Origin of the sequence: Ectothiorhodospira haloalkaliphila ATCC 51935 (genome assembly GCF_000633935.1) — a bacterium.
Lineage (GTDB): Bacteria > Pseudomonadota > Gammaproteobacteria > Ectothiorhodospirales > Ectothiorhodospiraceae > Ectothiorhodospira > Ectothiorhodospira haloalkaliphila.
Genome location: NZ_KK214998.1, coordinates 1618791 through 1638435 on the forward strand (window position 1 = coordinate 1618791; position 19645 = coordinate 1638435).

Here is a 19645-nt window from a genome sequence, read left to right on the forward strand (position 1 = left end):
CCCGAGTATCCAGGGCAATGACCTGCGGGGCACGATAGTCGCCGGTTCGCTAACACCATTGGGAACAGGCTGGGTGGGCCATGAGAGAAGACAGCCGAGAACATAGTGCCCTGCACTGGGTGAAGAAGGAGCTGGATGCGCTGCTGGTGGAGGCCCGCGTCGCCCTGGAAGCCTATCTGGAGGACAGTGCACAGACCGACAGGGTGCAGGAGACCCGCGCGCGGCTGCGGCAGGTGGAAGGCACCCTGCAGATGGTGGAGTTGTATGGCGCCGCCATGCTGGCTCGCGAGATGGAGGCGCTCACCACAGCCCTGGAGGACGATACCGTCACCAGCCGCGACGAGGCCTTCGAGGTGCTCATGCGGGCCATCCTGCAATTGCCCGACTACCTGGAGCACATCCAGACCGGCCACCGTGACATCCCCATCGTCCTGTTGCCGCTGCTCAATGACCTGCGCACCATCCGCAAGGCGGGGCTGCTGAGCGAGAATGTGCTGTTCTTCCCGGATCTGGCCGAAGGCGATGCCCTGCCCGGTCAATCTGCCGCCGAACCCCAGGAGGATGTCCGGGAATGGGCGCGCACCCACCGTCACCACTACCAGCGGGGCCTGCTGGCCTTATTGCGGGGCCAGAATGCCAAGGCCGGCCTGCACCGTATGGATCGGGTCATCAGCGGGTTGCGCCGCAATGCCCGCGAGGCATCGGTGCGCCGGCTGTTCGCCATTGCCGCTGCCGTCACCGAGGCCCTCACCGATGAGGGTCTGGAGCCTGGTGCGGCCGTCAAGCAGTTGCTGGGTACCCTGGATCGTCAGATCCGCACCCTGATCGATCAGGGTGAACAGGCCATGGCGGATCGCATCCCCGAGGAGTTGGTGCGTAACCTGCTTTACTACGTGGCCCGGGCACGCTCCGACGGGGAACAGGTGCGGGCGATCCAGCAGGCCTACCGCCTCAACGAGCTGGTACCCGATGAGGCGGATCTGGAAGCCGCCCTGGAGGGGTTGCGTGCCCCCAATCAGGAATTGATGAGTGCTGTTGCCAAGGTGATCCGCGAGGATCTGGCCGACGTCAAGGACAGTCTGGATGTCTTCATGCACACCGGTGGGCGCCGCGGCGCGGATCTGGACCCCCTGGTGGAAAAGCTGCATGGCATCGCCGACACCCTGGCCATGCTGGGCATGACCGAGCCCCGGGAGATTGCCCTGCGCGAGGCGGAGATCCTCGCCGCCATTGCCCGCGGCGAGAGTGAGGCTGACGAGCAGGTGCTCATGCAGGCGGCCGCCGAAATGCTCAACGTGGAGGCTGCCATCGGTTCGGCAGTGGCGGGTGAGGCCGGTCGGGAGCCGGAGCCGGCGGCTGGACGCCTGCCGCCCAGGTTGGGTGGCCTGTCACCGACGGATTCCCGTCCGGTGCTGGGGGCGCTCATTCGTGAGGCCCTGGCCGATATGAACCGGGCCAAGGAAGCCATCATCACCTTTTCCCAGGACCCCACCCACGTGCAGTCTCTGGATGAGGTGCCCGGGCACCTGGACGGCATTGCCGGGGCCCTGTCCATCCTCAACCTGGACGATGGTGTGGCCCTGCTGGAGGGGGTCCGGGATTACCTGCGCAACACCTTGATGAGCGGCGGCCAGCCGGCCACGGATGAGACACTGTCCACCCTGGCCGATGCCATCACCGCAGTGGAATGCTATCTGGAGGATCTGGATTCAGGGCAGGGAGATCCGGACGCCATGATAGAACTGGGCCGCTCGGCCCTGGCCCGTCTGGGTGTCGAGGGCATGACGGACGAGGCCACGGAGGCCCTGTTCCCGGATCTGTCCGAGGTGCCGCAGGCGCCGGAAGAACCGGCAGACCTGGACGAGACACTCCTGGCCGAAGGGGAGCTGGAACTGCCGGACCTGGAACCTCCTGAGACGACGCCTGAGGAGGTCGAACCCGAGACCGTGCTGACGGATACCGGGGATGAGGATCGCACCCTGGTGACGCCAGGTCGCCTGCCCGAGGAACAGGAGGACTGGCCGCCGTCGTTCCTGGGCGAATCCGATGTTACTCCGGAAGAGATCCCTGAAGAACCCTTGCCCGAGTGGGAGGACCAGACCCTGCGGCTTGAGCCGCTTGAGCCGCTTGAGCCGCTTGAGCCGCTTGAGCCGCTTGAGCCCGAGCCCGAGCCCGAAACAACATCTGAAACCACCGGCGACGAGGTCTACGGCACCGAATCCCTGGCGGTGTTCGCCGGTGAGCCCGACGACGACATCCTGGAGATCTTCCTGGAGGAGGCTGCCGAGGAACTGGAACGCCTGCAGACCTGGCTGCCCCGCTGGCAGGCCAATCCGCAGGACGAAGAGGCCCTGACCACCATGCGGCGCTCCTACCACACCCTCAAGGGCAGTGGTCGTCTGGTGGGTGCGGAGTTGCTGGGCGAGTTTGCCTGGGCCAACGAGAATCTGATCAACCGTGTCATTGACCAGGCCATTCCCGTGGACGAATCGGTGCTGAGCCTCGCCGAGACCTCCTTGACGGTGCTGCCCCAGTTGGTGGGACAGATCCGCGGGGAGGGGGGGCCGGACGTCAACGTCCATGCACTGATGGATCGGGCGCGGCGTTTGGCATCGGGGCAGGGAGACAGGTCCGCGCCCCTGCCCGCAGTCGAGCCTCCTGGGTTGATGGAGCACGAGCCAGTGCCCGCAGCATCCACGGATGCCGAACCGGACGCTGAGACGGCCATGGAGCCGCGCATGGATCCGGCGCTGTTCGATATCTACCGCACCGAGACCGAGCAGCATCTGCACACCCTGGAAGGCCTGATCGCTCAGGGTCGGCGGGAGGTGGAGGGACTGCCGATAAGCGAATCCCTGCAGCGCACCGTTCACACCCTCAATGGCAGTGCCCGCGCCGCCGACGTGCCCGAAGTCTCGGGTGTTTGCAGTGCCTGCGAGCGCTACCTGCGTGCCGTGGGGGAGGACGATAATCCGCGCCTGCCCGCGGACTCGCTGGACGAACTGGAGCAGATGCTCACCCACGTCCGTGTCGTGCTGGAGGCTCTGCTCCAGCCGGCGGGGTCCTGGGTGCCCGACGGGGCGGCACTGGAGGCCCGTTTCCAGGCGTTGTACGAAGAGGCGCTGGCGCGGCAGGAGGAGGCCCGTCAGGCCCGCAGTCACGATGAGGGGTTCGCCGAAAACGAAGGCGCCGATGTGGAAGGTGCCGACGTGGAAGATGCCGACGTGGAAGGCGCCGGGGAACCCGACGATGAGCTCATGGACATCTTCCTGGAAGAGGCCAGCGACATCCTCAACGAGGTGGATACCACCCTGGAGCGCTGGGGCGAGAGCCTGGATGACCAGGAACTGATCAACGAATTCCAGCGGCAGCTCCACACCCTCAAGGGGGGCGCGCGCATGGCGGGGATCACCGCCATCGCCGATCTGAGCCACGCCCTGGAAAGCCTGATGATCGCCATTTCCGAGGGGGAACGCGAGGCTCAGTCATCCATGCTGGACACCGTTCACCAGGGTGTTGACCGCCTGACCAGTATGGTGGAGCGGGCGCAGCGGGGTGAGCCTGTCCCGGTGGCCCCCGAACTGGTGGCGCAGCTGCACGACATGCGCGCGGGCGAGCCCGGCCCGGTGTTGGAACCAACGCCTGAGCCGGTACAGGAAGAGCCCGAGGTCCCTCCACCGGAAACCTCAGTGCCCATCCCGCCACCCCAGCCGTTCATGCCCGAGCCGGAGCCCGCTCCGGCCACACGCGCCGCTGCGGGGGGGCAGGAACAGGTGCGGGTGCGCGCCGATGTGCTGGATAACCTGGTCAACTTTGCGGGCGAGGTCAGCATCTACCATGCTCGCATGGAGCAGCAGATCACCGCATTCGGATTCAACCTGGGGGAGCTATCCCAGACCATCGCCCGGTTGCGCGAGCAGTTGCGCAAGCTGGAAATGGAAACCGAGGCGCAGATCCTGTTCCGGCACGAGCAGGAGCAGGGTGAGGATGCCAAGTGGCAGGAGGACTTCGACCCCCTGGAACTGGATCGTTATTCCAATATCCAGCAACTGTCACGGGCCCTGGCGGAGAGTGTCAACGACCTGGTGAGTATTCAGGATCTGCTCTCCGATCAGGTGCGTGATTCCGAAACCCTGTTGCAACAGCAGTCGCGCGTCTCCACCGAGTTGCAGGAAGGGCTGATGCATACCCGAATGGTGCAGTTCGACACCATGGCACCGCGGCTGCGCCGCATCGTGCGCCAGACGGCCACGGAACTGGGCAAACGGGTGGAACTGGACATCGAGGGGGAGGCCAGCGAACTGGACCGCTCCGTGCTCGAGCGCATGGTGGCGCCCCTGGAACACATGCTGCGCAATGCCATCGCCCACGGCATCGAGCCCCCGGAAAAACGCCTCGCCCAGGGCAAGGAGCCTGTGGGTCGCATCCTGCTGCGGGTCAGCCGTGAAGGTTCCGAAGTGGTTCTGCAGGTGCGGGATGACGGCGCCGGCATTCCGCTGGAGATGGTGCGGGAGAAGGTGCAACGCCTGGGGATGGTGCGTGACATGGCGTCCCTGTCGGACCACGACCTGATGCAGTTCATCCTGGAATCGGGCTTCTCCACCGCCGATCAGGTGAGCCAGATCTCGGGCCGCGGGGTGGGCATGGACGTGGTCAATAGCGAAATCAAGCAACTGGGCGGCGTACTGGCCATCGACAGCACCCAGGGAGAGGGCACCATCTTTACCGTGCGCCTGCCCTTCACCCTGGCCATCACCCAGTCATTGCTGGTGCAGACCGGGGAGGACGTCTACGCCGTGCCCCTGTCCAGTATCGAGGGCATCGTGCGCATGCGTGCCCGGGATCTGGCCGCGCTGTATGCGGAGCAGGACCCCCAGTACGAATATGCCGGCAATCAGTATGAGGTGAAGCACCTGGGGGCGCTGCTGGATGTCTCCCAGCCCCTGTTGCACAACCCGGATACCATGTTCCCGGTGCTGCTGGTGCGCTCTGGCGATGTGCGCATTGCTCTGCAGGTGGATAACCTCCAGGGCAGTCGGGAGGTGGTGATCAAGTCCGTGGGGCCGCAGGTGGCCAAGGTCAAGGGCATCTCCGGCGCCACCATCCTCGGGGACGGCCGGGTGGTGATGATCCTGGATATCCCCGCCCTGGTGCGGGCCGGCGCCGGTGTGCAGCTGGTCTATCACGGCGATGGCCAGCCCGGCGCGGAGGAGTCCCGGGCCACCATCATGGTGGTGGATGATTCCATCACCATCCGCAAGGTGACGGCCCGGGCCCTGGAGCGCCACCATTATCAGGTGCTGACCGCCAAGGACGGCCTGGATGCCCTCGCCCTGCTGCAGGACACCGTGCCGGACCTGATCCTGCTCGACATCGAGATGCCGCGCATGGACGGTTTTGAGCTGGCCACCCACGTGCGTAACGATGTGCGTCTGAATCACATTCCCATCATCATGATCACCTCCCGCACCGGCGACAAGCATCGGCAGCGGGCCATGGAGATCGGCGTGAATCACTACCTGGGCAAGCCCTATCAGGAAACCGACCTGCTCAACCACATCCAGGGGTTGCTGGAGGCCCAAGGCTCCCGATGAGCAATCAACAGCCGGACAGCGTCAATTGTTTCATCATCTCACTGCAGGAGCAGAACCTGCTGCTGCCCCAGTCGGTGGCGGTGGAAGTGGTGACCCAGCAGGTGGTGAGGAGTGTGCCTGGTGCCCCCGCGTGGCTGCGCGGGGTCTTCGACTGGCGCCAGGCCCAGGTCCCCATCGTCTCCCTGGACACCCTGCTGCAGGTGCCCGAGGAGCGTCAGACCCGCATCAACCGTTTCGTGGTGCTGCATGGTGTGGAACGCCATGCAGGCCTGGAATATTACGGCTTGCAGGTGCGGGGCATCCCCCATCCCGTGAAGCTCAGCCCTGCCGATATCGAACTGGAGCCGCGCCGCGAAGAGGACCCATCGGTGATTGCCGCCCGGGTGCGTGCCAGTGGGGTGCTGTGCATCATCCCCGCCTTCGAGATGATGGAGGACATGCTCGAGGCCGGGCTCAAGGGGCTTTGATCAGCCCATGTCCCCCCACAGGGACTGGATGATGGCCAGGGCCGCTACACCGGCGGTCTCGGTGCGCAGCACCCTCGGGCCCAGTCGCACCGGGCTCAGGCCGCAGTGACGGGCCTGGGCAATCTCACCTTCCTCCAGTCCGCCCTCGGGGCCGATCAGCAGCGTGACCGCCCGGGGCTGATCCCTGGATGCCGCCAGATCCCCAAGACCTGATGTGGCCTCCGGGTCCAGTACCAGCGACCATGAGGCGACTTCCTGCGCCTCGCGCCCCGGCTGCTCGTCCAGCCACTGGCTCAGGGGCAGGGGGGGCAGCAACTTCGGGATATCCGTGCGACCGCTTTGCTCGCAGGCGCTGATGATCACCCCACGCCAATGGTCCAGGCGCTTTTGCATGCGTTTCGGGTCGTCATGGGTCACGCTGCGCCTGGCCACCAGCGGCTGAATCCGGCTCACCCCCAGCTCCGTGGCCTTTTGCAGGCTGTAGTCCATGCGGTCCCCCTTGGCGATACCCTGCAGCAGGGTCACGCGCAGCGCCGGGCGGGTGTCCCGGGGGCGATGTTCATCAATGTGCACCCGGGAGGCCCTGCGTTCGGCCTGGGTGAGGGTGACGGCATATTCGCCGCCTTCGCCGTTGAAGAGTATCAGCGGTGCCCCTACCCGCAGCCGCAGCACCTGCACCACATGCCGGTGGGCGCGTTCGTCCAGGGCGATCTCTTCGCCGGTTTGCAGGGGTTGATCGATGAAGCAGCGTGGGATGCGCATGGCCAGGGTCCGGTGGCTGTCACGGGGAGGCGGCTCACCTTACCCTTTGTGCCGGCCGTGCTCCAGTCCCGGCTTATCCGCCCGTGTCTTCTCGCCAACGGTCCATGGCCCGATAGCTCAGGGCCTCCATGAGATGCGCCTGCTGGATGGTCGCCTGTTCATCCATGTCCGCCAGGGTACGAGCCACCCGCAGGATGCGGTGATAGCTGCGGGCCGACAGCCGGAACCGGTCCATGGCCTGTTCCAGCAAGCGTCGGTTTTCTGCGCTCAGTTCCGTCAGTCGCTCCAGTTCGCGACCGGAGAGGGCCGTATTCAGGCAGCCCTGTCGCGCCAGCTGCCCCTCGCGACAACGGAGCACCCGGGCTCGCACGGTGGCGCTGGACTCCGGGGTGGGGCCGGCGTCCATGAGTAGATCCCGGGGCAGGCGCGGCACCTCGATGCACAGGTCGATGCGATCCAGCAGGGGTGCCGAGATGCGTCCGCGCTGACGCCTGCGTTGTTCCGGTGTGCAGCGGCATTGCGGCCCCAGGTCGCAGTCATATCCCTGAGGGCAGGGGTTCATGGCCGCCACCAGTTGAAACCGCGCGGGAAACTCCGCCTGATGTGCCGCCCGGGAGATGGTGATCTGGCCGGTCTCCAGGGGCTCGCGCAGCACGTCCAGCACCCGTCGGTCGAACTCGGCCATCTCATCGAGGAAAAGAATGCCGTGATGGGCCAGGGAAATCTCCCCGGGACGCGGTCGTGAGCCACCTCCCACCAGGGCCACCCCGGAGGCCGTGTGATGCGGCGACCTGAATGGCCGGGTGCGCCAACGACGGGTGTCGATCCCCTGCTGGCTGATGGCGTGCAGGGCAGCGGTCTCCAGGGCCTCGGCCTCGCTCATGGGGGGCAACAAGCCCGGCAGGCGACTGGCCAGCATGGTCTTGCCGGTGCCTGGTGGGCCGATCATCAGCAGGTGATGGGCGCCGGAGGCGGCCGCCTCCAGGGCGCGCCGGGCCTGGGGCTGGCCGCGCACGTCCGCCAGGTCGGGTAGGGCGGATCCATGATCATCATCGGTGCCCTCGGATCGGCGCGGATGACTGTCCAGGGGCGATTCGCCACATAGATGCCCGCACACCTCCAGCAGATGTCCCGCGGCGATCACGTTCACATCCTCCACCAGCACCGCCTCGTCCGCATCCCCCCGGGGCAGGACCAGTGTTCGCCCCGCCTGGTGGGCGGCCATGGCCGCCGGCAGCACGCCACGCACCGGGCGCAACTCGCCGGTGAGACCCAGTTCGCCCAGGAATTCGCTGTTACGGATGGAGGCCATGGGGATCTGCCCCGAGGCGGCCAGGATGCCCAGTGCAATGCCCAGATCGAAGCGGCCGCCATCCTTGGGCAGGTCGGCAGGGGCCAGGTTCACGGTGATGCGCCGGGCGGGAAACTCGAAGCCGCTGGTCTGCAGTGCGGCCCGCACCCGGTCGCGGCTCTCCTTCACGGCGGCCTCGGGCAGGCCCACCATGGCAAAGCTGGGCAGGCCATTGGCCAGGTGCACCTCGATATGCACCGGAGGCGCCTGGATGCCCAGTTGCGCCCGGCTGGCGATGACAGCAAGATTCATGGATCCTTCCATCGGGTCTCGTCCTTGAAGACCGCAGACTATACGCGGCCACAAGGCGGTGGCAAGTGCCACCGCCCGGGACGGGTTGGCCTCACCGGGCCAGCACCCTCACCAGCACCACGCCCCGTTGGGAGAACAGGATCTCGTAGTCCTCCAGCCGCTCCAGGGAGTCCTGCTTGGTGACCGCCACTTCGCCCACCTCGGGCTCTCGGCGCTCCACGCTGCGCTCTGCATAGATGTTGAAGCTCGGGTTGTGCAGGCGCCACATGACCACCGTATCGGGCAGATCGCGGGCGGCCAGGCCCGCTTCCTTGATGGGGGCCTGTTGCAGGCCGGCGGCGGCCGGGAGCAGCAGACCGGCCACGCCCACGTTCATCACCAGGCCCAGCAGGAAGATGCGCCAGGCCCGGGCCATGCGCCGGTCGAACATGAAGAACACCGCCGCCACGGTGGCAATGGCGAAGAAGGCATGCCAAAGCGGCCCGAAGTGCTGTGGGTAGTCGCTCAGCAGGGCCAGGATGAAGTCATCGTCCACATGGGGCTTGATCAGCCCCACCAGCTCCGGCAGGGCCAGCAGGGCGCCGAACAGCAGGGCCGGGGGCAGGAACAGCAGGAAGCGGCTGCGCACCGCGTCCAGGTGCATGGCCATGAGGATGAACAACGGCGTCACGCCATAGAAGATGTAGTGGGGCAGCTTGGTGCTGGCCAGGGAGAACAGGGCCAACACGAACAGGAACCACAGCAGCAGATAGCCCTGCAGGTCATCCCGGAAGCGTTCCTTGAGTTCCACAAAGCTGCGCAGCATTACGGTGGTGTAGGGGAGCATCACCACCAGCAGCACCGGCAGATAGTAAAAGATCGGCCCACTGTGGCTCTCCATGGGCTCCAGGAAGCGCTGCAGGTTGTGCTCCAGGAAGAACCCGAGCAGGAAGCCCGGCCCCTCCCGCCAGGTGATGGCCAGATACCAGGGCAGCACCAGCAGCAAGAAGAGCAGGATGCCCAGGGGGTTGAAGGCGGCCTTCAGCCAGTCCCGCCAGCGGCCCTTGAGGGCATAGAAAATCAGGCTGACCGCCAACGGGATGACCACCGCCACTGGCCCTTTGGTGAGAAAACCCAGGCCCATGCAGGCGAAGGCCAGGTATACCCAGCGGTGACCGCCCTCCCGGAAGTGCAGGAAGATGGCGAACATGGCCCCGGCAATGAACAGGTTCAGGGCGGCATCGGCGATGGCCCCGCGACCCACGATGATGATGCCGATGGTGGTGGCACCGATGATGCCCGCGGCCAGGGCCGTGTGGTGGTCCAGCACGCGACGGGTGAAGGCCCAGATGAGCAGCATCCAGCCGGCCGAGGCCAGGGCCGAGGGCAGTCGCAGGGCGAACTCGTTCAGCCCCAGGGCGCTCACGCTCAGGGCCTGTAGCCAGTAGATCAGTATCGGCTTATCATAACGCGGCTCGCCGAACAGGTAGGTGGCCAGAAAATCCCCGCGCTCCAGCATGTTCCGGGTGGCCTCGCTGAAGGCGCCTTCGTCCAGGTCGAACAGGGCGAAACCGTCCAGGTTGTAGAAAAAGCCCGTGAACAGGGCGGCCAGGAACAGCACCCACAGCCAGCGCAGTGAGAGTTGATCCAGATCGGGACTCAGGGGGTCGGCAAAGCGGGACATGCCATCGGACCTGTCGGGACGAGTGAAAGGGCCGACAGTCTACCAAACAGCGCCGCCGCGCTCTGCCTTCAGTTACCCATGCCTCACCTCAGACTGCTCACCTCCATTGCCATTTTCGGCGCCTTTGTTGTCTTCGTGGAACTGGCCTACGGTTGGTCACGGGTATTGGCGCCCTGGGCCGAACTCTCCTGGGGCCTGGTCATCGTGGCCGCACTGCTGGCCGGGCTGACCTATGTCCTGCGCACCCTGCGACTGTACGACTATTATCGGCCAGTGATGAGGGGCCGCTTTGGTGCCTGCCTGCGCCTCACCCTCACCCATAATCTGCTGAATAATCTGCTGCCCATGCGCACCGGGGAGTTGAGCTTTCCGCTGCTCATGGCGCGTTACTTCCAGGTTCCACCACTGAACTCCGTGCCGGTGCTGCTGTGGTTCCGGTTGATGGATCTTCACACCCTGGGATTTTTCGCCCTGCTGGCCCTGGGCAGTCATGCCCTGGGGGTGGGGCCGGCCCTCGCACTGTCGCTCATGTGGCTGGCCACCTTGCCGCTCATCCGCCGGATGGCACCTTTCTTGATTGCCCGGATCGAACCCTGGGAGGACCGTCGTCTGGCATCCCTGATGCTCAGGGCCTTGCAGGCCCTGCCCGAGTCGCCCCGGGCATTCTGGCGTGCCTGGGGCTGGACCATGGGCAATTGGGCCGTCAAACTTGCCGTCTTTGTCTGGGTGCTGGCCCTGTTTCTGGAAGCCCCCGCCCCGGCCCTGTGGCTGGCCGTGATCGCCGGTGACCTCACCAGTGTGCTGCCGGTGCATGGCGTCGGCGGGGCCGGAACCTACGAGGCCGGTGTCATGGCGGCCCTGCTACCCTTCGGGGTGTCCGCCCAGGATGCCCTGGCGGCCGCCATCAACCTGCATCTTTTCCTGCTGGGATCAACCCTAGTCGCCGGCGCCCTGGTGCCCTGGCTCCCGGCGACCCGAGGAGAGACCTGATGTCCAAACCGCTGCCCGTCGAACCTTCGTCACAGGAATCCAGCCCGGGCGAGGGCCTGGGCTATGCCATGTATGCCACCGAGGAGGGGTTGTCCCTGTCCCTGGTGGTGCCCATGTACAACGAGCAGGACAACGTGCTCCCCCTCGTGGAGCGCATCCACGAGACCCTGGCGGCACAACCCATCCCCTGGGAGGTGGTGCTGGTGGATGACGGCAGCGCCGATGCCACTCCCGACCGCATGCTGGAGCAGCGCAAGCTTCGCGGCCCCCATGTGCGTGTGGTGTGCCTGCAGCGCAACTTCGGGCAGACCGCGGCCATGCAGGCGGGCATTGATCATGCCCGGGGCAGCATCATCGCCACCCTGGACGGGGATCTGCAGAACGACCCCGGCGACATCCCCGCCATGGTCCGTCGCCTGCTGGAGGAGGATCTGGACATGGTGGCGGGCTGGCGCAAGGATCGTCACGACGACCTGTGGAAGCGCAAGATCCCCTCACGCATCGCCAACAAGCTGATCCGCTGGACCACCAAGGTCAATCTGCACGACTACGGCTGCAGCCTGAAGGTGTTCCGCGCCAACATCCTCAAGGGGGTGCGGCTGTATGGGGAGATGCACCGTTTCATCCCGGCCTGGTTCGCCACCCAGACATCGCCCCGGCGCATCCGCGAGCACGTGGTCACGCACCATGCCCGGGCCCACGGGGACTCCAAGTACGGTATTTCCCGCACCTTTCGGGTGATTCTGGATCTGCTGTCGGTCTATTTCTTCATGCGCTACAAGGCCCGGCCTGGGCATTTCTTCGGCTCCATCGGCCTGGTCTTCGGTGGGTTGGGCTCGGTGATCCTGGGCTATCTGTTCCTGGTGAAGGTGCTGCTGGGTGAGAGCATCGGCACACGGCCGCTGCTGTTCGTGGGGGTGATGTGCGTGCTGGTGTCGGTGCAACTGTTGACCACCGGCGTGCTCAGCGAACTCATGGCCCGCACCTATTTCGAATCCGGCCGCATCCGCTCCTATGTGGTTCGCGCTGGCGGCTATGAGCGCGCCGAGCAGGCCGACTGGCATCGTGCAGGTTGATGCCGGGCCGCCTTTGATGTGGGTCATGGACTTCGCCTTTCGCCATGGCGCGAAGGGTTTGAGTGGTTTATTAGTAAATACTAATTAATCGACCCATCAGCGGTCTCGATAGGCCCCGTTACGCAGCGCGGCGTTCCGCCGCCCGCCGGGGCCTTCCTCCGCGACACCTCCCGAGGAGTCATTCGTGTCAAGACCCCTTGTCTGCTCTTTCCTGCTCGGAATCATGCTGACCCTGTTGATGGCACCTGTCCTGGCACAGGAGCCGGGCCAGTCGCCGGCGGCAGATACCCTGGATGCCCCCACCATGCTGCTGGAGAGCACTGCGGATCATCGCAAGTTCGAACAGCTCAGTGGTCCGTTCGAGTCTGGTCCCGATGTCACCCGGGCCTGCCTGGAGTGCCATACCGAGGCGGCCCTTCAAGTCCATCGCAGCATCCACTGGACCTGGGAGTATGATCAGCCGGAAACCGGCCAGAAGCTGGGCAAACGCTTTGCCCTCAATAATCTGTGCCTGGGGATTGCGGGCAGCGAGGAACGTTGCAGCTCCTGTCACACGGGTTACGACTTCGACGGTGCTGACTTTGATTTCACCGCCGAAGAAAAGGTGGACTGCCTGGTGTGCCACGACACCACCGGCACCTACGTGAAGTTCCCCGTGGGCGGCGGCCATCCGCCCGCCGAGGACAGGGTCTTCCGTGGCACCCTCTTCAAGGCACCGGATCTGGCCGAGGTGGCGCAGAACGTGGGCAAGACCAGCCGCGAGACCTGCGGTTCCTGTCACTTTGAGGGGGGCGGGGGTGATGCGGTCAAGCATGGGGACCTGGACAGCACACTGTTGTCTCCCGCCCATTCCGTGGACGTGCACATGTCACCGGACGGGCTGGATTTCAGTTGCTCCACCTGCCATGAATTCAGCGGGCATATCCAGGAAGGCAGTCGCTACCATGTAACCGCCAAGGCCGAGGGTGGCATCAGCGTGCCTGGGCGCGAGAGCGAACGCCCATCCTGCGAGTCCTGCCATGGCACCGAGCCCCACGACACCCGCATCCACGACAAGCTCAATCAGCACGTGGAGCGCATCGCCTGTCAGACCTGCCACGTGCCGGAAATCGCCCGGGGCGGGATGCCCACCAAGATCTCCTGGGACTGGTCCACTGCGGGCGAGCGGGACGAGGATGGGCGCCCCATCGTGCGCAAGGATCAGCAGGGCAACGTGATATATGACGGCATGAAGGGGAGCTTCGGCTGGGACGAGGACTATCCCCCCCTCTACCGCTGGTTCGACGGCAACATGCGCTACACCCTGCTGGGTGACCGCATCGACCCGGGCCAGCCGGTGGAAGTGAACTTCCCCGAGGGCAGCCCCGATGACCCGCGCGCCCGCATCTGGCCTTTCAAGGTCATGGAGGGGCGCCAGCCCTATGACACGCAGTTCGAGACCCTGCTCCTGGCCCACCTGTTCGGCCGGGACGACAATGCCTTCTGGCGGGGTTACGACTGGGACAAGGCCATCACCTCGGGCATGGCCGAGGCCCGCCGTGCCGGTCAGACCGATGCGACCTACAGCGGCAGTTTCGATTTCGTGGACACCCGCATGTACTGGCCGGTGAATCACATGGTGGCGCCCAAGGAGCAGGCCTTGAGCTGCGAGTCCTGCCACAGCACGGACGGGCGCCTGGCGGATCTGCCCGGGCCCTACATTCCAGGGCGGGATCGTCATCCCTGGATCGAACCCATCGGCTGGACGGCCGTGATCCTCACCCTGCTGGGCGTGCTGGGCCACGGCGGGGTCCGTTACTGGCTCCATCGCCGCCGCTACCACTGACGAGTGCATACCATGAGTTCAGTTCGTATCTTCACCCTGTATGAGCGTTTCTGGCACTGGAGCCAGGCGGTGCTGATCTTCGGCCTGTTGCTCACGGGGTTCGAGATCCACGGCACCTACGGGCTGCTGGGCTACAACACCGCGTTCTCCATCCATATCGTGCTGGCCTGGGCGCTGATCGTGCTGTGGGCCTTCACCATCTTCTGGCATGTGGTCACCGGTGAGTGGCGCCAGTACGTGCCCACGCACCGGGGCATGCTGGCGGTGATGATGTACTACGCCTACGGGATCTTCTCGGGGGAGGCCAAGCCCTATACCCAGACGCCTGCGTCCAAGCACAATCCGCTGCAGCGCATGGCTTATTTCAGCTTCAAGGCGGCCATTGCCCCGGCGCTGTGGATCTCGGGTCTGCTGTTACTCTTTTATGCCGCCTGGCGCGGGACGGCGCTGGAGGGCCTGCTCCCTTTCGCCACCGTGGCCTATGTGCATGTGGCCGCGGCCTTCGGGTTGCTGGTCTTCATCATTGGCCATGTCTACATGGCCGGCACCACGGGTGATCCCTGGTATGCCTACCTGAAATCCATGTTCACCGGGAAGAAGGAAGGCCGCTCGGACAGCCACTGAAGTCAGGGGCCGTCGAGTCCCTGAAACAAAAGAACCCCGCCAAGGCGGGGTTCGCATCACTCAATTCTGTTGTCAGGTCTGCTGGGTTCGGCAGGCTTGCGCCCCCGGGCCTTCAGCCTGATCAGGCGGGCTGGACGTTCGCCGCAGCCATGCCCTTGGGCGTGGTCTGGGTCTCAAAAGAGACCTTCTGGCCTTCGGCCAGCGTACGGAAACCACCGCCTTCGATGGACGAGAAATGTACAAAGACATCCTTGCCGCCATCGTCGGGGGTGATGAACCCAAAGCCCTTGCTTTCGTTAAACCACTTCACGGTACCAGTCAGCACTTCAGTATTACCTCGATCAAAAGAACAAAAGAGCAGAGCGAGTGAAGTCCATACCATCAAGCGATTCAGGCCCGTCCAGTCAGGGCTTTCACAATGTCTGCTCGCTCGATCATACGCCTGACCCTGGTTGGATGCTATAACTGTTTCACATTTTTGCGTTCCAGTGATCCAGTTCTCCTCACGGGCGGCACGCCACCACGCCACCACGGCCCCGACGGCAAAACCATGTCCTCACCCCAGGTTTCCCGGCACGACCCGGCGCATCGGTCACAGCGTTCCAGCCCCGACGTCCGGATCACACCGACTGATTCCCCGGAGCACCGTCGCCTTGTCTGGCTGGCCGGCCCGGCCGAGCCCATGCAGGCGCTGGCATGGGACTGGTGCGCCGGTTTGTCCGCAACCATGCGGATGGCCTGGGTGGGAGCCGCACCGGCCTCGCCGGCCTCGTACCCACACCTGCCCTCGGCCCAGGCCGATACCTTGCTGGGGCGGACGCTGGATGCGCTGATTCTGGACGCCACGGCCGGCTTGCATCCCGACGCCCTGGGAGCTGCGACGGGTGCAGTGCGCGGGGGTGGCGTGGTCCTGTTGATCCTGCCCCGACGCCAGGCAGAGGTCTCCCGTTTCGGGCAGCGGTGTCTGCGTGTTCTGGGGGACTCGGGGCTGTTGCCGCTGAATCCGTCACGGGAGAGCCTGACGGCCCGGGACCTGCCTTTGCCTTTCACCCTGCCAGTCGGCATGCCCCGGACGCCCGATGCGGATGACTGCCTCACAGGGGATCAGCATCAGGCTGTCCAGGCCCTGGAGCGCCTGGCCCATGGCCGGGCCGGACGCCCGCTGGTGCTCACCGCCGACCGGGGACGGGGCAAATCCGCGGCCCTGGGCATCGCTGCCGCCCGTCTGCTGGCGGCCCGTCGGGGACTGCCGATGACGCATGCCCCTTACCGCATCCTGGTCACTGCGCCTCGTCTTGCTTCGGTGGCGCCGGTGTTCGCTCACGCTCGGGGCGGTCTGGGGGAGGACTCTTCGGGCGCGGCGCGTGATCGGGGCCATCGGCTGGAGGTGCCCGGTGCCGTTCTGGAATATCGTCCCCCTGACGAGGCCTGTGACACCCCTGCGGATCTGCTGCTGGTGGATGAGGCTGCCGGGATCCCCGTCCACTGGCTTGTCCGACTGCTGGAGGGGCATCAGCGGGTCGCCTTTTCCACGACCATCCATGGCTATGAGGGGGCCGGGCAGGGGTTTGCGACCCGGTTCCAGGGGATTCTGCGGAGCCGTGCCCCGCAGACCCGCTATCTGCACCTGACCCAGCCGATCCGCTGGGCGGCGGATGACCCGGTGGAGGCCCTCATGGATCGTTTGCTGATGCTCAGCGCTCGACCGGCCGAGGTGGGGCATGAGGCCCGCCCAAACCCTGGGGAGGGCATGGTCCAGGTGCTCTCACCTTCTCTGTGGCTGGAGGACGAACTCCTGCTGGAGCAGGTTTTCGGTCTGCTGGTGCTGGCCCATTACCGCACCCGTCCCTCGGATCTGCAGCGCCTGCTGGATGACTCCGGACTTCAGGTACTGGCCTGGCGCCATCAGGGGCAGGTGGTTGCCGTGGCGCTGCTGGCGCGGGAAGGGGGGCTGGATGACGAACTGACCCGGGCCGTTGCTCAGGGGCGCCGCCGGCCCCAGGGGCATTTTCTGCCGGTGGGGATGATTCTCCATGGTGGTGCCCCGCCGGCCTCGGGCCGTCTTCATTATGAGCGGGTGGTGCGGATTGCCGTGCATCCGCAGTTGCAACGGCAGGGCCTGGGCACGGCCCTGCTGAGGCGGGTGGTGGATCATGCGTGCCAGGGGGGCGCCGACCTGGTGGGAGCGGGCTTTGGGGCCACGCCGGAGCTCCTGGATTTCTGGCGCGGCGAGGGGTTTGAAGTCACTCGCATCGGCGTCAAGCCGGAGGTGAGCAGTGGTGGCTGGGGCGCCACGTTACTGCGCCCACTCACCCAGGCCGGTAGAGAGGCCATGGAACCGGCGCGCAGCCACTTCGTTCGCGGTCTGCCGCGGCTGCTGGCCGGTCCCTTGCGTTCCATGGACGCGGACCTGGCGCTTGCCCTGGGTGCCGGTTCGGGCGCTCCGCCGCCCGAGCCCCGGGATATCCCGGCCCTGGAGGCCTTCGCCCGTTGGCAGCGCCCCTTCGAGGCCTGCCTTCCCGAACTGGATGCCCTGATCCGCTGGGGCCTGGCCGATCCGGCTCGCCTTGCCGGGTTGCCCCGGGCGCAACGACACGCACTGGTGATGTGCCTGCTGCAGCAACGTTCCTGGGAGGCGACGGCCCGGGCGCTGGGGGTGTCGGGGCGCAAATCGGTGATCCGATGTCTGCGTGAGGCGGTGGAAGGGGTTGCCAAGCGGTTTTGGGCCGCTTAAGATCAAGACCAAGTGAACAACACAACTATTCGGATCGCCATTTAATGTTCGGTCACATGGTCAGCGTACGGGTACTGGTAGTCGTGGAAACACCACGGCCCGGGAGCCTGTTGCGCTGACGATCTGACCACACCGATCCGATTCCTGCAAAAACCCCCGGGTACCCCCCGGGGGTTTTTGCGTTATGGCCGCCCAAAAAAGACAGGATTCAGCAGGAGACTGACCCCATGCCGCCCAGCCAAGCCGCCACCGCCGACGGGGCTCAAGCCCCGGATCAAGCCCCTTCCAACGGTGCCGACGCCGTTATCCAGATCCTGCGGCGCCATGGTGTCGACACCGCATTCGGTTATCCCGGTGGGGCCATCATGCCCCTTTACGATGCGCTGGCCCGGCAACCCGGCGCCTTGAAGCACATCCTCACCCGCCATGAACAGGCCGCCGGTTTCGCCGCCAATGGCTTTGCCCGGTCCTCCGGGCGCCTGGGGGTGTGCATTGCCACGTCCGGCCCCGGCGCCACCAACCTCATCACCGCCATTGCCGACGCCCACATGGACTCGGTGCCCCTGCTGGTGATCACCGGCCAGGTGCCCACCGGACTCATGGGCACTGATGCATTTCAGGAGACCGATGTCCTGGGTCTGACGCTTCCCATCACCAAGCACAGCTACCTGGTCCGCCGGGTGGAGGATCTGCCCGGCATCCTGGAAGAGGCCATCTGGCTGGCTCAGGAGGGGCGTCCCGGACCGGTCTGGGTGGACATTCCCAAGGACGTGCAACTGGCCCCCTTGCCCGGGGCGTCATGGGCGTCCGCCGAGACCGGTGTTGCCCATGAAGCCCCAGCCCTTGATGAGCAGGGATTGGCCCAGGCCCGCGCGCTGCTGGCCGAAGCGGATCAGCCCATCATCTATGCTGGCGGCGGCGTGGTGCTGGCCGAGGCAGTGGAGGCCTTTCGCGACTTCGTCGAGACCACCGGGGCGCCGGTGGTCACCACTCTCAAGGGGCTGGGCCTGCTGGTGGCGGATCATCCCCTGAACATGGGCATGCTGGGCATGCACGGAGCGCCCTGTGCCAACCGGGCGGTGCAGGCCTGTGATCTGTTGGTGGTGGTGGGGGCGCGCTTTGATGACCGGGCCACCGGGCGGCTGGCGGATTTTGCTCCCCATGCCCGGGTGATCCATATGGACGTGGATGCCGCCGAGGTTTCCAAGCTGCGCCCGCCCCAGGTGTCGGTGCTGGGGGATCTGAATCGCCTGCTGCCGGCCCTGGCCACGCCCGCGTCCACCGAGGTCTGGCGGCACCATTGCGCCGAGCTGCGCCGGGTGGGGGATTTTCGTCTGCCGCCGGAAAAGGGGGATACTTTCCCGGCACTGCGCTTTCTCAGGCGCCTCTCCGAGCAGGGCAATGCCCAGGTCCATATCGCCTGTGATGTGGGTCAGCACCAGATGTGGGTGGCCCAGTTCCATGGTTTTGGGCACCCGCGTCGACACCTCACCAGTGGTGGCCTGGGGGCGATGGGTTTTGGTCTGCCAGCGGCCATTGGCGCCCAGATGGCGCACCCCAGCGCCCAGGTGATCAATATCAGCGGCGACGGCTCTTTCATGATGAATGTGCAGGAGTTGGCCACCCTGCGCCGTTACAACCTGCCGGTGAAGATGGTGGTGTTCGATAACCAGTATCTGGGCATGGTGCGCCAGCAGCAGGAGCTCTTCTATGAGGGACGCCTGGCGGAGGTGGATCTGTCCGATAACCCGGATTTCGTCCAGGTGGCCCAGGCCTTCGGTATCCCGGCGCTGCGCATTGAAGGCGTGGATTCGGTGGATGCCGCCATTGAGGCCTGCCTGGAAACCCAGGGGCCGTTGCTCCTGCATATCCCGGTGGCCCGTGAACAGAATGTCTGGCCCATTGTGGGGCCGGGCATGTCCAATGACCAGATGATCGAGGAGGAAGTCGCATGAACCCGCAATTCCAGTTACTGGCCCGACCGGCCGATGGCAGTCTTGAGCGCATCTTGCGCACGGTGCGTTCCCGGGGGTTCGAGGTGCGGGACATGCATGTGCGCCTGGACGATGATGGCCATCGTTATCATGTGCGTCTCAAGGTGGCCGGCAGTCGTGACCCGGCCATGCTGGCGCGGCAGCTGGAGAAGCTCTGTGATGTGGAGCATCTGGCGGCGCTGCACACGGCCGGGGCAGCGGATGAACCCGCCAACGCCCCCCGAATGGCCGCCGGCTAGCCCAACGCCCCCGCCCCTGTGTCGGCAGGGCTTTTGTGGGAGCGGGCCTGCCCGCGAATGAATGGCCGCCGATC

General features: G+C 65.6%; 13 protein-coding genes. 9 read left to right on the forward strand and 4 right to left on the reverse strand.

Translation table 11 applies throughout. The annotated features are described in order from the left end of the window. The first annotated feature begins 80 nt into the window (after positions 1-80). Both ECTHA_RS0115375 and ECTHA_RS0115380 read left to right on the forward strand, forming a co-directional pair. Positions 81-5594 carry a hybrid sensor histidine kinase/response regulator gene (locus tag ECTHA_RS0115375; RefSeq protein WP_025282774.1) on the forward strand — a complete coding sequence of 1838 codons (5514 nt, stop codon included), beginning with the start codon at positions 81-83 and terminating at the stop codon, positions 5592-5594. After that, entirely contained in the window at positions 5591-6061 is a 471-nt protein-coding gene (locus ECTHA_RS0115380) for a chemotaxis protein CheW (RefSeq protein WP_025282773.1), read from the forward strand. The genes ECTHA_RS0115375 and ECTHA_RS0115380 overlap by 4 nt, the downstream gene beginning before the upstream one ends. Here the strand turns inward: ECTHA_RS0115380 and ECTHA_RS0115385 are convergent, their stop codons facing one another. From ECTHA_RS0115385 to ECTHA_RS0115395, 3 genes are all read right to left on the reverse strand, one after another. Then, positions 6062-6823, reverse strand: a complete 762-nt coding sequence (locus tag ECTHA_RS0115385) for a 16S rRNA (uracil(1498)-N(3))-methyltransferase (RefSeq protein ID WP_025282772.1) — start codon at positions 6821-6823, stop codon at positions 6062-6064. A gap of 73 nt (positions 6824-6896) precedes the next feature. After that, entirely contained in the window at positions 6897-8426 is a 1530-nt protein-coding gene (locus ECTHA_RS0115390) for a YifB family Mg chelatase-like AAA ATPase (RefSeq protein ID WP_025282771.1), read from the reverse strand. A 91-nt stretch (positions 8427-8517) separates the two neighbouring features. Further along, entirely contained in the window at positions 8518-10089 is a 1572-nt protein-coding gene (locus tag ECTHA_RS0115395; protein WP_025282770.1) for an ArnT family glycosyltransferase, read from the reverse strand. Between the two features lie 78 nt (positions 10090-10167). On the opposite strand from ECTHA_RS0115395, the gene ECTHA_RS0115400 reads away from it, so the two are divergent. The 4 genes from ECTHA_RS0115400 to ECTHA_RS0115415 all read left to right on the forward strand — a co-directional run bounded on the left by ECTHA_RS0115400 (position 10168) and on the right by ECTHA_RS0115415 (position 14604). Then, the gene (locus ECTHA_RS0115400) at positions 10168-11079 is read left to right on the forward strand and encodes a lysylphosphatidylglycerol synthase transmembrane domain-containing protein (protein WP_025282769.1); all 912 of its coding nucleotides are present in this window, start codon (positions 10168-10170) and stop codon (positions 11077-11079) included. Between the two features lie 68 nt (positions 11080-11147). Then, a complete protein-coding gene (locus ECTHA_RS0115405; protein ID WP_026623868.1) occupies positions 11148-12155 on the forward strand; it encodes a glycosyltransferase family 2 protein in 1008 nt (335 codons plus the stop codon). Between the two features lie 184 nt (positions 12156-12339). After that, complete coding sequence (locus tag ECTHA_RS0115410; RefSeq protein WP_026623869.1) at positions 12340-13980, forward strand: tetrathionate reductase family octaheme c-type cytochrome; 1641 nt, start codon at positions 12340-12342, stop codon at positions 13978-13980. Positions 13981-13992: 12 nt separating this feature from the next. Next, positions 13993-14604: a cytochrome b/b6 domain-containing protein gene (locus ECTHA_RS0115415; protein ID WP_025282766.1), complete on the forward strand. Its 612-nt coding sequence runs from the start codon at positions 13993-13995 to the stop codon at positions 14602-14604. A 121-nt stretch (positions 14605-14725) separates the two neighbouring features. Here ECTHA_RS0115415 and ECTHA_RS0115420 read toward each other — a convergent pair whose 3' ends face one another. After that, complete coding sequence (locus tag ECTHA_RS0115420; RefSeq protein WP_025282765.1) at positions 14726-14929, reverse strand: cold-shock protein; 204 nt, start codon at positions 14927-14929, stop codon at positions 14726-14728. Between the two features lie 225 nt (positions 14930-15154). On the opposite strand from ECTHA_RS0115420, the gene ECTHA_RS18600 reads away from it, so the two are divergent. The 3 genes from ECTHA_RS18600 (at position 15155) to ECTHA_RS18605 (ending at position 19571) form a co-directional block, all read left to right on the forward strand. Beyond that, complete coding sequence (locus tag ECTHA_RS18600; RefSeq protein WP_169738291.1) at positions 15155-17338, forward strand: tRNA(Met) cytidine acetyltransferase TmcA; 2184 nt, start codon at positions 15155-15157, stop codon at positions 17336-17338. Between the two features lie 227 nt (positions 17339-17565). Continuing rightward, a complete protein-coding gene (gene ilvG / locus ECTHA_RS0115430; protein WP_025280452.1) occupies positions 17566-19293 on the forward strand; it encodes an acetolactate synthase 2 catalytic subunit in 1728 nt (575 codons plus the stop codon). Then, on the forward strand, positions 19290-19571 hold the full coding sequence (locus ECTHA_RS18605; RefSeq protein WP_025280453.1) for an ACT domain-containing protein: 282 nt from the start codon (positions 19290-19292) through the stop codon (positions 19569-19571). Before ilvG ends, ECTHA_RS18605 begins: the two co-directional genes overlap by 4 nt. Positions 19572-19645 lie beyond the last annotated feature (74 nt).